Consider the following 12,786-nt stretch of genomic DNA (forward strand, 5'->3'; position numbering starts at 1 on the left):
TCCCGCCCCGCGCGATCTCCGTTCAGAGCTTGGCGGAGATCGCGGCGGTCTCCTTGGCATTGCCCCAGGTCGGCGCATCGCTGCCGTCGCCCCACGCCCGCGGCCGATAGAAGGTGTGCACACCGTATTTGTACATCTTCTTCATTTCGTGCACCCAGGACGGGCGCACCCAGTAGGCATGATAGTGGGTCGACTTGCCGACCTCGGGCAGCCACAGCTGCCCCTCCATGGTGGCCTTGGCGATCTTCTTGGCACGCACCCACATATCCGGCTCGCGCACCACGTCGGCGACGTCATCGCAGGCAAAGGTGAACTGGCAGGCGAGATGGCGGTGGGCGTTCTGGTAGACGACACCGCACACGGTGGTCGGATAGAAACCCGAGAACACGCGGTTCAGCACCACCTGGGCAACCGCGATCTGGCCGCGCACCTGCTCGCCGCGCGCCTCGAAATACACCGCTTCCGCCAGACACTTCTCCGCCTTGGCGCGGGCCTTCTCGCTGAGATTGAGGCGCTCGGCCGGCGTCTTCTGCCGCTTCGGCTCGGTGGTCGCCACGCCCTTGCCGATGCTGGTCTCGCCGCCCTTGCCGTCCGCGGCCTTCGGGTCCGCCGGCTTGCCATCGGCCGGCTTGGCGTCGTCCGGCTTCACCGGCCCCACGAGGTTCGACTTGAGGTCGGGATCGGCCTGCGGCAGCACCACCACCGGCTCCTCGCCGGGCTGCCAGCGCTCGAGTGCGCCGCTCGGCACGCCCATGGCGCCATTGCCGAAGAACAGCGACGCAGTCTTCACCGAGAAGCCATCGGTCGACGGCGGTGACTCCACCGCATCCGGCGCGTCGGCCAGACCTGCCGCGCGGCCATCCGGCGACTGAGCCGCGTCGTACTGCGGCAGCGGCGGCGCTTTCAGCGCGGCCTGCAATTCCTCATCGAGCGGCACCGGCTCGCTCGCGGACGCGGGAGCGGTCTCTGCGGTCTTGGCGCCCATCACCGAGCTGTTGAAACTCGCGGGATCCTCGAGCGGCGGCGTCCGGCTCTCCGGCTCCTGCTCCGGCGCCGTCACCACCAGACGATCCCCCTTCAGCGCGCGGTCGACGACCGGAAAATCGGACGGCCGCGGCCAGCGCAGATCCTGGCCAAGCGGGCCACGGGTGATCGCCGCGGTGATATCGCTGCTCTCGCTGTCGAGGCTGGTGAGGCGAACGGGTGTCGTGTGCGGGATCGCGGTGCCGATCGGCCGCGGGAAACTGAAGGTCGCGACCTGGATCGGAGCGACGGTCGAGGCGATGTGACGCTGCGAGCGCTCCGCGACGCCGGGCTGGCGCGCAAGCAGCGCTGCGAGATCCTGAAGGCCAATTTCGCTCGGCAGCAGAGCGAAGAGGCAGAGGCTGAGACCGAAGGGCACACCGCGTGCGCCCTTCGGCCCGTTACGCAACACAGACATCGGTACGCTCTACGCAACTCACACGGTCGTGCTGCAGCCAGTTGCATGCAATTCGACCAAAATCGTTGGTATCGAATTAAAGTTGCGAGCCGGTTAATCGGCGATGCATCCGCGCAACACGCAAGCTACGCGGAAGTTTCGCATCTGGCGATCGCTGAAATTGGTGAATCCCGCGTCGGCAAAACTGGTAAAGATCCGGTCAACGCGCATGGTTGACGAAATCTTATGCTGCGCCGCCGAGCAATCGGACATGGCGGCGCGCGACCAGCGCGCGGTGATGCCTTGGCCTCATCGTTCGAGACGGGGGCTGCGGCCGCCGGCTCGCCGCGTGGTTCACTTCGACCCGCTCGAAGCGTGCGACGGGATGACGTCAGGCCCGCACGTCTACGCCACTCCATGCGTGCAGAAAAAAATCGCGCCGGCAAATCTGCCGGCGCGATCGGATGTCGTCGATGGGTGTGGCTTACGCCTGGCTCGCCGCGGTCTTGCCGAGGGCGGCCTGCGCCGCCGCGAGCCGCGCGATCGGCACGCGGTAGGGCGAGCATGACACATAGTCGAGCCCGACCTGATGACAGAACGCGATCGAGGTCGGATCGCCGCCATGTTCGCCGCAGATGCCCATCTTGATGCCGGGGCGGGTCTTGCGGCCGCGCTGCACGGCGATCTTCACCAGCTCGCCGACGCCGTCCTGATCGATCGAGATGAACGGATCGATCTGGACAATGCCGCGCGCGATGTAGGTGCCGAGGAAGCCGGCAGCGTCGTCGCGGCTGATGCCGAACGTGGTCTGGGTCAGGTCGTTGGTACCGAACGAGAAGAACTCGGCGGTCTGCGCAACCTCGCCGGCCATCAGGCAGGCGCGCGGCAGCTCGATCATGGTGCCGGTCTGGTAGACCAGCTTGGCGCCGGTCTCGCGCGTCACCGCCTCGGCCGTGGCGTCGATCCGGCCCTTGATCAGGTCGAACTCCGCCTTGGTGGCGATCAGCGGCACCATCACCTCGATACCCACCGGCTTGCCGGTGCGCTTGGCGGCGACATCCGCCGCCTCGAAGATGGCGCGCGCCTGCATCTCGGCAATCTCCGGATAGGCGATCGCAAGACGGCAGCCGCGGAAGCCGAGCATCGGGTTGAACTCCGACAGCTCGCGCACGCGGTCGGCGAGCCGACGCGGATCGGCGTTCATCGCCCGCGCCACTTCCTCGATCTCCGCCTGGGTGTGCGGCAGGAACTCGTGCAGCGGCGGATCGAGCAGACGGATGGTGACCGGCAGCCCCTTCATGATCTCGAACAGGTCGACGAAGTCGGCGCGCTGCATCGGCAGCAGCTTGGCGAGTGCCGCGCGACGCGCCTGCTCGTCCTCGGCGAGGATCATCTCGCGCACCGTGCGGATGCGCGTCTCCTCGAAGAACATGTGCTCGGTGCGGCACAGGCCAATGCCCTCAGTGCCGAAACGCACGGCGGTGCGCGCATCGACCGGGGTGTCGGCATTGGCGCGCACCTTGAGCTTGCGCACTTCGTCCGCCCAGCCCATCAGCGTGCCGAATTCGCCGGACAGCTCCGGCTCGATCATCGGCATGCGGCCGGCGAGCACCTGGCCCATGGCGCCGTCGATGGTGATGACGTCGCCTGCCTTGAAGGTACGGTTGCCCACCGTCATCGTGCCGCGGCCATAGTCGATGCGGATCGAGCCGCAGCCCGAGACGCAGGGCTTGCCCATGCCGCGCGCAACCACCGCCGCGTGCGAGGTCATGCCGCCGCGGGTGGTGAGGATGCCTTCCGCGGCATGCATGCCGTGGATGTCCTCAGGGCTGGTCTCGATGCGCACCAGGATGACCTTGCGGCCATCGGCCTGCAGCTTGGCCGCTTCATCCGACGAGAACACGATCTCGCCGGCGGCGGCGCCGGGCGATGCCGGCAGGCCGGTGGCGATGACGTCACGCGCAGCGCCGGGATCGATGGTCGGATGCAGCAACTGGTCGAGCGAGGCAGGATCGACCCGCAGCACCGCTTCCTTCTTGTTGATCAGGCCTTCGCTGGCGAGCTCGACGGCGATGCGCAGCGCCGCCTTGGCGGTGCGCTTGCCATTGCGGGTCTGCAGCATCCACAGCTTGCCCTGCTCGACCGTGAATTCCATGTCCTGCATGTCACGGTAGTGCTTCTCGAGCTGGGCGCAGATGCGGGTGAGCTCGGTGTAGGCGTCGGGCATCGCCGTTTCCATCGACGGCTTGTCGGAGCCAGACTCCTGCTTCGCCTCCTCGGTGATGTCCTGCGGCGTGCGGATGCCGGCGACGACGTCCTCGCCCTGGGCATTGATCAGGAACTCGCCATAGAGCTTGCTCTCGCCGGTCGACGGGTTGCGGGTGAAGGCGACGCCGGTCGCCGAGGTGTCACCCATGTTGCCGAACACCATGGCCTGGACGTTGACCGCGGTGCCCCACGATTCCGGAATGTCGTGCAGGCGGCGATAGGTCACCGCGCGCGCGTTCATCCAGGACGAGAACACCGCGCCGATCGCGCCCCACAGCTGGGCATGCGGATCCTGCGGGAAGTCATGCCCGGTCTCGCGCGCGACGGCGTCCTTGTATTTACCGACGAGGTCGACCCAGTCCTCGGCCGTGAGATCGGTGTCGAGGCTGTAGCCCTTGCTGTCCTTGTAGCTGTCGAGGATGTCCTCGAAGTGGTGATGCTCGAAGCCGAGCACCACGTCGGAATACATGGTGATGAAGCGGCGATAGCTGTCGTAGGCGAAACGGCGATCGCCCGACTTGTGCGCCAGCGCCTCGACGGTCTCGTCATTGAGGCCGAGGTTGAGCACGGTGTCCATCATGCCCGGCATCGAGGCGCGGGCGCCCGAGCGCACCGAGACCAGGAGCGGATTGCGGGTATCGCCGAAGCCCTTGCCGGTGATCTTGCTGACGTGGACCAGCGCGGCCTCGACCTGCGCCTTCAGCTCTTTCGGATAGGTCTTGTCGTTCGCGTAAAAGTAGGTGCAGACCGAGGTCGGAATGGTGAAGCCAGGAGGGACCGGCAGGCCGAGATTGGCCATCTCGGCGAGGTTCGCGCCCTTGCCGCCGAGCAGTTCCTTGAGGCCCGCCTGGCCCTCCGCCTTGCCGTTGCCGAAGGTGTAGACCCACTTGCCGGCCTTGACGGCCGCCGGCTTGCTGGACGCTGGCTTGACTGGAACGGGCTTGACCGCCGCGGACTTGCCCGCAGCCGGCTTCACAACCTTCGATTTCGCCGTTTTCGCGGTGACCGCCTTAGCCGCCGACTTGGCTGAGGACTTCGGCGCCACAGACTTGACGACTGACTTGGCCACGGCCTTTCCGGCCGGCTTCGCGACCGGGCGGGACTGCGCCTTCGCCGTCGCCTTGGGCTTGGCGGCCCGCGCCGATGGGGCAGCGGATGTCCTTGATTTCGCTGGGGCGGTTTTGATCTTTGATGCAGCTTTGGCCATGGCTTCCAAACGTCAGCATGAGAGGGACAACAGCACGCGCCTTACAACACGGATTGACCCAGGCATGCAAGCCATGCCGGGGACATCAGGCCCGTGATTCGATGTGACTTTCGGCCGTTTTGTGGCCGATTTTGGCGCGTTTCAGAGGTGAAGCGCGCGCAGAACGCCAAGCCCGACCAGACCGATGAAAATCAGGTAGATCGCGACAATGAAGTTCAGGAGCCGCGGCATCACCAGGATAAGAATGCCCGCAATGAGGGCGACGATGGCGGGAATGTGCGCGGTGGTGATGGTCATTGAGAGTCTCCGGCGGGCGTGACGTCCAGGGAACAGCCAAAGGAACGGCCAACAATCCGTTCAAGGACTGGCGAATCGCGGCGATCTTAGCCGCGAGGCAAAGACGCCTCCAGCACATGGCGCGTTGCCATCATCCGAACGCTGCTCACCGCACGCAAGCCAGACGCCGCAGCGCTTGTTCCAGCCGCCAGACAACGACGCAATGAATCCACAGGATCGGGAACACCCCTTTCGACGACAACCTCGGCGGATGGCGGCGACGACCGCGATCATTCATGCCGAGGCAGGAGGCGTTGCGAAGCAGGATGCCGTTGCCTGCAGCGATCGTCCGCGCTCGCCGCGCAGATCGCCGCTCATGCCTGCGCCGCGGATCAGCCGTGCAGGATCGACAGCAGCGATGCCGTCGACTTGTAGTTCTTCAACGCAAGATCCTGGAATTCCGGCGTCCAGTTGGTGGCCTGCCGCTCTTCGGCGCTCATCGCCGAATAGCTTTTGAGGATGCCGAGGCTGAGCTGGCGCGGATCGCCGCTCGACTGGCTCTGCTTCAGCGCACTCAGCACCGAGGCGCGCGTGCGGGTGTCCAGCTCCCTCTTGGCCGCCTGCATCTCCTCGCCGGAGAACTGCTTGCCCTGATTGAGGGTGATCGCCGACAGCGCGCGGTTGTCGAGCGACGACAGGTCGGCGAGCTGACCGGCCTTGCGGCCGGCAGTGAAAACCAGATCCTTGTGGTTCTTGGCCGCATCGGCCTTCTGTGCGTCGAGGATGGCACGCGCGTCGCGGGCGATGCTGTTGAAGTCGCGCGTCGGGCGGCTGCCGGTGCCCGGCTTCTGCGCCAGATAGTCGGCGACGGGATCATTGGCGATGCCGCTTGGCGCCTTGGTCGGCGCCTGCTGGGTCGCCTTGATGCCCTTGAGCACGGCGTCGTGCTGGGCGGCCCAGGTCGCGGTCGCTTTCTCCTCGGGGCTCGCCGCTTCGAGATAATCGAGCGCGGCCTTGTAGCTGACGCTGTAGTCGCCGGTCAGGCGCGTGGTCGCGGCCGCCGGCGCCATCGCGGCATTGAAACGCGTCTTCAATTCATTGCTGGCCACCGCCTGTTCGTCGGGCGAGAACTTGCCGCCATTGTTGGTCGCGATCGCGAACAGCGCGCGACGGTCGAGACCCGACAGGCTGATGGTGGTCTTGCCGTCGACGATCGGTCCCTTGACCTTGGCCGCGGCATAGAGCTGATCGAGCGTGGTGCGCGCGGTGGCCGCAACCGACGCGAAATCCGGCAGCTTGCCGGCATCGGCGAGCTTGGCGCGGGCGCTCTCCGAAAGGGTCAGCGTGGTTGCAGCGTTGCCAGCCAGCAGGTTGCCGCCGAGCGGCGGCGTGCCGTCGGCCGCATCGTTGTTGAGGGTCGTCGCGAGCGACGGCGTCGCAACCGCGCGCGCATAGGCCGAACCGTACTGGGCGTAGGGGTTGAGGCCGTTGTTGACCGAGGTCATCGGCGCTTCCTTGCATTGGCGCAGGCGGCGGACGGCCATTTATTAACAAACCGTTGCCTGCCGCCGACCATCGGCCCGCATGGTTAACAAGACGTAAACATTTCCAGATATTTCCGCTTATTTCGAGCGTCGCCGGCAATTCCCATAAAATGATACCGGCGCACCAGTCAGCGCGTCTTGCGGGCGACGATACGGTGGATGGTTTTGCCCGACGAGGCGCTGACCACCTCCTCGTCCAGCATGAGCTCAGCGGTCGCGAGTTCGGCCCGCACAAGGTTGGCATCGAAGGCCGCATACAGCCGGCCATGGGCATCGCGCAGGTCGTCGTTCGGCGTCACGCGCCAGCTGAGATAGAGCACCCCTGCCGGCCGGACGACATCGAGCAGCCGCCGCACCGCCGGCGCGATCGCCTCGTGCGGCAGGTGCATGATCACGGTCTCGCACAACACGTTGTCGAAGCTTGCCGGTGCAATCCCGGTCAGGTCAGGCAGCTCGGCATGAGCGAATGAGAGATCCGGATAGCGCAGCCGCGCCTCGGCGAGCAGTCCATCTGAGGCGTCGAAGCCCCGCGCCGGAAAGCCGTTGGCGGCGAGCCACGCCACCTCGCGGCCGGAGCCGCAGCCGACGTCCGCCGTCAGGCCCGGCACGAAGAAGCGGCGGACCAGCGCCTGCAGATCGGTCGGCGGCGGCTGCTCGTGCCAGTCGCGGGCGAACGCCGCGGCAGCGGCGTCATAGGCGGTGAGCGTGTCGCGGTCCATGACCATGGCCTCCCCGAAAGCGGAGGCCGTGATGCCATAGTCTGCCGATTTTCCTCAGAGCGAGGGACGCGGCCCTGATGCGCACGGCCCGCATGGATCACGCCGGCATGACGCCGTCGCCTCTGGACGAGGCGACGGGATCAGTCGATGCAATCAGTCCTGGATCTTCGAGAAATCCGCCACCGCACGGGTCGCCGCGCGGATCTGGTTGAGCAGCTTGAGGCGGTTCTCGCGCACCTTGGCGTCGTCGTCGTTGACCTTGACCTTGTCGAAGAACGCATCGACCGCCGGCCGCAGCTTCGCCATCGCGGTCATCGCCGCGGCAAAGTCTTCCGTCGCCACGGCCGCACTGGCGTCGGCCGTCGCGGTGCCGATGGCGGCGGCGAGCGCCTTCTCCTCGTCGAGGCGGTAGAGCGATGCATCGGGCGCACCGTCATACGCCTTGCCGTCCTTCTTCTCCTCGATGCGCAGGATGTTGGCCGCGCGCTTGACGCCGGCGAGCAGATTCTTGCCGTCGTCGCTGTCGAGGAACTTGCCGAGCGCCTCGACGCGGCGCACGACCAGCAGGAGATCGTCCTGGCCACCAAGCGCGAACACCGCATCGACGAGATCGTGGCGCGCGCCCTGATCGCGCAACTGGACCTTGAGACGATCGGCGAAGAACGCCAGCAGGTCGTCAGGCAGCGTCTGCGCATCGACGCCGGCATGGCGCGGATCGGACAGTTTCAGGCCCGCGATGGCAGAAGCCGCAGCCTTGCGCACCGGCAAGCGCAACGCGTTGTCGAGCACAAGACGGATCACGCCCAGCGCCGCACGGCGCAGCGCGAACGGATCCTTGCTGCCGGTCGGCTTCTCGTCGATCGCCCAGAACCCGACCAGCGTATCGAGCTTGTCGGCGAGCGCGATCGCAACCGCGACGGAATCCGTCGGCACGCGATCGTTCGGGCCCTGCGGCTTGTAGTGATCCTCGATGGCGGCGGCGACGGAGGCGTCCTCGCCCTGGGCCAGCGCGTAGTAGCGGCCCATGAGGCCCTGGACCTCGGGGAATTCGCCGACGACCTCGGTGAGCAGGTCGGCCTTGGCGAGCTGCGCTGCACGCCCGACCTTGGCCACGTCCGCTCTGACCTCGGGCGCAAGCTCGACCGCGAGCCGCTCGATGCGAGCGATGCGCGCCGCCTGGGTGCCGAGCTTCTCGTGGAACACGATCTGCTCGAACTTCGGCAGCCGCGCGTCGAGCCTGGTCTTGAGGTCGGTCTCGTAGAAGAACTTGGCGTCCGACAGCCGCGCGCGGATGACCCGCTCGTTGCCGGCGACGATGGCGCTGCCGCCGTCGCTCGCCTCGATATTGGCGATCAGGATGAACTTCGGCGCGAGCTTGCCGGTGTTCGGGTCGCGCACCACAAAACACTTCTGGTTGTTGCGGATGGTGGCGCGGATCACTTCGTCCGGGATCGCGAGGAACGCCGGATCGAACGATCCCATCAGCACCACCGGCCACTCGACGAGACCGGCCACCTCGTCCAGTAGCACCTGATCCTCGACGAGCTCGAAGCCCTGCGCGAAGGCGAGCTCCTTGGCGTCCTCCAGGATGGTGTCCCGGCGACGCTGCGGATCGAGCATCACCTTGGCATCGTGCAGCTTGGCTTCGTAGTCGGCGAAACGGCGCACGCTGAAATCCGCAGGCGCCATGAAGCGATGGCCGCGCGTGACCTGGCCGGCCTCGATGCCGTCGACGGAGAACGCGACGACGTCGGGATCTTCGGTCTCCGGGCCGAAGGTCGCGATGATCGAATGCAGCGGCCGCACCCAGGACAGCGCACCGGGCTTCGCCGAGCGCGTGCCCCAGCGCATCGACTTCGGCCACGGGAAGGTGCGCACGATGACGGGGAGGAATTCCGCCAGCACCTCGATCGCCGGGCGGCCCGGCTTCTCGATCAGCGCGACATAGAACTCACCCTTCTTGGCATCCTTCTCGATCTTGGCCTCATCCAGCGAGGCAAGGCCGGCGCTCTTGAGGAAGCCCTGGATCGCGGCGTCGGGGGCGCCGACGCGCGGGCCCTTGCGCTCTTCCTTGAGGTCGGGCTGGCGCGCCGGCACGCCGTGCACGGTGAGCGCGAGACGGCGCGGCGTCACGAAGGCTTTCGCGCCCTCATAGACAAGGCCCTCGGCCACCAGCTTGTCGGTGACCATGCGGCGCAGATCCTCCGCCGCCTTGGCCTGCATGCGCGCGGGGATCTCTTCGGAGAACAGTTCGAGCAGAAGATCGGGCATCGCTTACGCTCCGCCCGCTTCAGTGGCGATCCAGGCTTCGCCGCAGGCCTTCGCCAGCTCGCGGACACGCAGGATGTAGCTTTGCCGCTCGGTGACCGAGATCACGCCGCGGGCGTCGAGAAGATTGAACACGTGGCTTGCCTTGATGCACTGGTCATATGCCGGCAGCGCCATCAGGTGACGCTCCCGCTTGCCGTCCTGCCAGCCGGCGTCGAGATATTTGCGGCAGGCGCTCTCCGCCATCTTGAACTGTTCGAACAGCATCGCGGTGTCGGAGTGCTCGAAATTGTGCCGCGAGTACTCGCGCTCCGCCTGCAGGAAGATGTCGCCATAGGTCACCTTGTCGGCGCCCTCGCGGCCGTTGAAGTTGAGGTCGTAGACACGGTCGACGCCCTGGACGTACATCGCGAGGCGCTCGAGGCCATAGGTCAATTCGCCCGCGACCGGCGAACATTCGACGCCGGCGACCTGTTGGAAATAAGTGAACTGCGACACCTCCATGCCGTCGCACCAGCACTCCCAGCCGAGCCCCCACGCGCCAAGCGTCGGGCTCTCCCAGTCGTCCTCGACGAAGCGGATGTCGTGCAGGGCGGCATCGACGCCAATCGCCGCCAGCGACTTGAGATAGAGGTCCTGGATGTCCGGCGGCGACGGCTTCAGGATCACCTGGAACTGATAATAGTGCTGCAACCTGTTGGGGTTCTCGCCATAACGACCGTCCTTGGGACGCCGCGAGGGCTGCACATAGGCCGCGTTCCACGACCGTGGCCCCAGCGCGCGCAGAGTGGTCGCCGGATGGAAGGTGCCCGCCCCGACTTCCATATCGTAGGGCTGCAGAATCACGCAGCCATGATCGGCCCAGAACCGCTGCAGGGTCAGGATCAGGCCCTGGAAGGAGCGCTCGGGCCGCATGTGATCGGGCAGTTTTTCCATGATCGTCTTAAGGTTTGGCTCACCGTGTCGGAACGCGGCGGACCGTATCGACGTGGATAACTGGAATCAAGGCGGCCCGGCCAGAAACCCCTCGGCCCGGGACGGCGTATACGTCGGGCAGCGGGGATTAACCCTTCGATTCGCGATCCGACGGCCTCTCCACCCGTTCCTTTTGGGGGGATACCACCATGCTACTTGCCGCTGCGACGGTCTTTCTCGTGGTGGCCGCGACCCTGGTCGCGGCCTCGCCGTTCCTGCACGCCGAGCGGCAGCAGCGGCGGCGACTGCGCGCGATTCAGAAAAATTGAACGACCCTTGCAAGCGCGTCCTAACCGCCGTCGAGGTCCGCAGATCGAGCCTCGGATTTTGTTAGGGATCGCCGCCCTAGGCTGATGGCCATGACAAGCCGCTGGTCAGCTTGAACCGGTGACGACGTCGCCGCGACCAACCGGACGAAGCGAAGAAACGGAGCACTCCGATGCCGAGCCTTGACCTGATCGCTGCATGTGTGATGGCGCTGTCGCTGTTTGCCGTGGCGCGTCGGCAGACGCGCGACAACCGGGTTCGCGTCACGGTGCTCCGTCAGCGGCGCTGAGAACCAGCGACCACCACTCCGCCAAGCCTCTCCCCCAAAACCTCCACGACATGCCGCCGGCCAAGGTGATGCCCCACCTTCGAGCCGGCGCAAGTCTTCTGGAAGCATCAAGTCTTCTGGAGGTATCACGTCTTTCGGAGGTATCGGGTGTCTTGCAGACTCAATTGAGTTGAGCCCCACCATAAGAAGGCGCACCCGAAGCGCAGATTCGCCGCGGCTCACTCTGGCCAGTAAGCGCCGGTCACCGGATCGCGCCGCAGCCGACGGACCGGCTCGGGGCGGGCTTCTGCCATATGCACGGCGCGCACGCGATCGAGCTCATCATTGATCCGGCGGGCTTCCCGCAAGCCCCAACGCACCAGCGCAGTCCCACCCAGGGCACCGACAAGAACCAGCAGCAGCGGCGGCATTGATCTGTCCTCGCTCAAGACCCCTTTTGTTCCGCAGCGGCGTGTCGCGATTGTGGCAAGGTGCCCGGTTTGTCCCGGACACCTTGCCGCACAGGACTAAAATCCGTAACGCGCCCAGACTGCCCGGGCTTCCAGCGCCGAGATCAGCTCCTCGGGCAGCTCAGCACCGCCGAACAGGGCCGTCGCACCCGGCGCACGCCGTCCAAGCAGCCCTGCGAGCGGGCCGCTCGCCGGCGCGATCAGCGGGGTCTGCACCTTGTCGCCGAAGCGGGCCCGCAGCGTCGCCCGCAGATCGCCGACGGCGTCCGCGAGGCCGAGCTCGACCGCCCGTCCGCCGGCCCAGTATTCGCCGGTAAAGAGATAGTCGTCGCCGCCGGTCAGGCGGGCCCCGCGGCTGTCCTTGACCAGCGCGATGAACACCCCGTGGATTTCGCGCTGGATCGCCTTGAGCCGCTCCACATCCTCGGGGTTCTCCGGCAGGAACGGATCGAGCGTCGCCTTGTGCGCGCCCGCCGTATAGAGCCGGCGCTCGACGCCGATCTTCTTGATCAGCCCCTCAAAGCCGAACGAGCCGCCGACCACGCCGATCGATCCCAGGATGGAGGAGGGATCGACAAAGATCTCGTCGGCCGCGCAGGCGATCATGTAGCCGCCGGAGGCCGCAACGTCCTCGACGAACGCCAGCACCGGCAGCTTCTTCTCGGCAGCGAGCTGGCGGATGCGCAGGAAGATCTGGCGCGACTGCACCGGCGAGCCGCCGGGCGAGTTGATCATCAGCGCCACCGCCTTGGCATGTCGGGTCGCAAACGCGCGCTCCAGCGTGCGCGCGACGCCTGCGAGCGTCAGGCCCTGGCGCAGCGGCGTCACCGCGCCGATCACGCCACCGAGGCGCACGACGGGGACCACCGGCTGGTCGCCGCGCAGACGCGCAGGCAACAGGCGTCGGCTGCGGGCAAGCAGGTGCCGCGCGAAACCGGCAAGTCCGGGTTGGGGATGGGAGGGGTCTGACTGGCTCATGCTCCTGAAATAGTCACAGCGACGCGGCTTGTCACCACCCCACCATCCCTCTAGGCTCCAGATGGCAATTTCAATGATGTGCGGCAGTTTGCGTCGCGGGGGTTGCGTCAGTGTGGATCGGGGGCG

At 66.5% G+C, this 12,786-nt stretch carries 10 protein-coding genes; 1 reads left to right on the forward strand and 9 read right to left on the reverse strand.

Translation table 11 applies throughout. The features are described 5' to 3' along the window. Positions 1-22 precede the first annotated feature (22 nt). Positions 23-1,441 (reverse strand): cell wall hydrolase, encoded by a 1,419-nt coding sequence (locus AB4Z37_RS00060; RefSeq protein ID WP_441514636.1) that lies wholly within the window; start codon positions 1,439-1,441, stop codon positions 23-25. A 45-nt stretch (positions 1,442-1,486) separates the two neighbouring features. Here AB4Z37_RS00060 and AB4Z37_RS00065 point away from each other — a divergent pair, with 45 nt between their 5' ends. Further along, entirely contained in the window at positions 1,487-1,657 is a 171-nt protein-coding gene (locus tag AB4Z37_RS00065; protein ID WP_441514637.1) for a hypothetical protein, read from the forward strand. Positions 1,658-1,904: 247 nt separating this feature from the next. Here the strand turns inward: AB4Z37_RS00065 and ppdK are convergent, their stop codons facing one another. The 8 genes from ppdK to AB4Z37_RS00105 form a co-directional block, all read right to left on the reverse strand. Then, the gene (gene ppdK, locus AB4Z37_RS00070) at positions 1,905-4,895 is read right to left on the reverse strand and encodes a pyruvate, phosphate dikinase (protein ID WP_441514638.1); all 2,991 of its coding nucleotides are present in this window, start codon (positions 4,893-4,895) and stop codon (positions 1,905-1,907) included. A 141-nt stretch (positions 4,896-5,036) separates the two neighbouring features. Further along, positions 5,037-5,192, reverse strand: a complete 156-nt coding sequence (locus tag AB4Z37_RS00075) for a DUF3096 domain-containing protein (RefSeq protein WP_441514639.1) — start codon at positions 5,190-5,192, stop codon at positions 5,037-5,039. A gap of 371 nt (positions 5,193-5,563) precedes the next feature. Further along, positions 5,564-6,676, reverse strand: a complete 1,113-nt coding sequence (locus tag AB4Z37_RS00080) for a hypothetical protein (protein WP_441514640.1) — start codon at positions 6,674-6,676, stop codon at positions 5,564-5,566. Positions 6,677-6,843: 167 nt separating this feature from the next. Next, on the reverse strand, positions 6,844-7,434 hold the full coding sequence (locus tag AB4Z37_RS00085; RefSeq protein ID WP_441514641.1) for a class I SAM-dependent methyltransferase: 591 nt from the start codon (positions 7,432-7,434) through the stop codon (positions 6,844-6,846). A gap of 153 nt (positions 7,435-7,587) precedes the next feature. Continuing rightward, entirely contained in the window at positions 7,588-9,705 is a 2,118-nt protein-coding gene (gene glyS / locus AB4Z37_RS00090; RefSeq protein ID WP_441514642.1) for a glycine--tRNA ligase subunit beta, read from the reverse strand. A 3-nt stretch (positions 9,706-9,708) separates the two neighbouring features. Next, the gene (locus AB4Z37_RS00095) at positions 9,709-10,638 is read right to left on the reverse strand and encodes a glycine--tRNA ligase subunit alpha (RefSeq protein ID WP_441514643.1); all 930 of its coding nucleotides are present in this window, start codon (positions 10,636-10,638) and stop codon (positions 9,709-9,711) included. Positions 10,639-11,451: 813 nt separating this feature from the next. Beyond that, positions 11,452-11,643: a hypothetical protein gene (locus tag AB4Z37_RS00100; protein ID WP_393011632.1), complete on the reverse strand. Its 192-nt coding sequence runs from the start codon at positions 11,641-11,643 to the stop codon at positions 11,452-11,454. Between the two features lie 96 nt (positions 11,644-11,739). Continuing rightward, positions 11,740-12,582 carry a S49 family peptidase gene (locus AB4Z37_RS00105; RefSeq protein ID WP_441515221.1) on the reverse strand — a complete coding sequence of 281 codons (843 nt, stop codon included), beginning with the start codon at positions 12,580-12,582 and terminating at the stop codon, positions 11,740-11,742. Positions 12,583-12,786: the final 204 nt, after the last annotated feature.

The sequence above is a fragment of the Bradyrhizobium sp. 2TAF24 genome (genome assembly GCF_052115025.1).
Classification (GTDB): Bacteria; Pseudomonadota; Alphaproteobacteria; order Rhizobiales; family Xanthobacteraceae; genus Bradyrhizobium_A.

Bases quoted from the DNA above. Each gene is read 5' to 3' on its own strand.
- AB4Z37_RS00085 (WP_441514641.1), bottom strand. From the start codon at position 7,434: ATGGACCGCGACACGCTCACCGCCTATGACGCCGCTGCCGCGGCGTTC.
- glyS (WP_441514642.1), bottom strand. From the start codon at position 9,705: ATGCCCGATCTTCTGCTCGAACTGTTCTCCGAAGAGATCCCCGCGCGC.
- AB4Z37_RS00100 (WP_393011632.1), bottom strand. From the start codon at position 11,643: ATGCCGCCGCTGCTGCTGGTTCTTGTCGGTGCCCTGGGTGGGACTGCG.
- AB4Z37_RS00075 (WP_441514639.1), bottom strand. From the start codon at position 5,192: ATGACCATCACCACCGCGCACATTCCCGCCATCGTCGCCCTCATTGCG.
- AB4Z37_RS00060 (WP_441514636.1), bottom strand. From the start codon at position 1,441: ATGTCTGTGTTGCGTAACGGGCCGAAGGGCGCACGCGGTGTGCCCTTC.
- AB4Z37_RS00095 (WP_441514643.1), bottom strand. From the start codon at position 10,638: ATGGAAAAACTGCCCGATCACATGCGGCCCGAGCGCTCCTTCCAGGGC.
- AB4Z37_RS00080 (WP_441514640.1), bottom strand. From the start codon at position 6,676: ATGACCTCGGTCAACAACGGCCTCAACCCCTACGCCCAGTACGGTTCG.
- ppdK (WP_441514638.1), bottom strand. From the start codon at position 4,895: ATGGCCAAAGCTGCATCAAAGATCAAAACCGCCCCAGCGAAATCAAGG.
- AB4Z37_RS00065 (WP_441514637.1), top strand. From the start codon at position 1,487: ATGCAATTCGACCAAAATCGTTGGTATCGAATTAAAGTTGCGAGCCGG.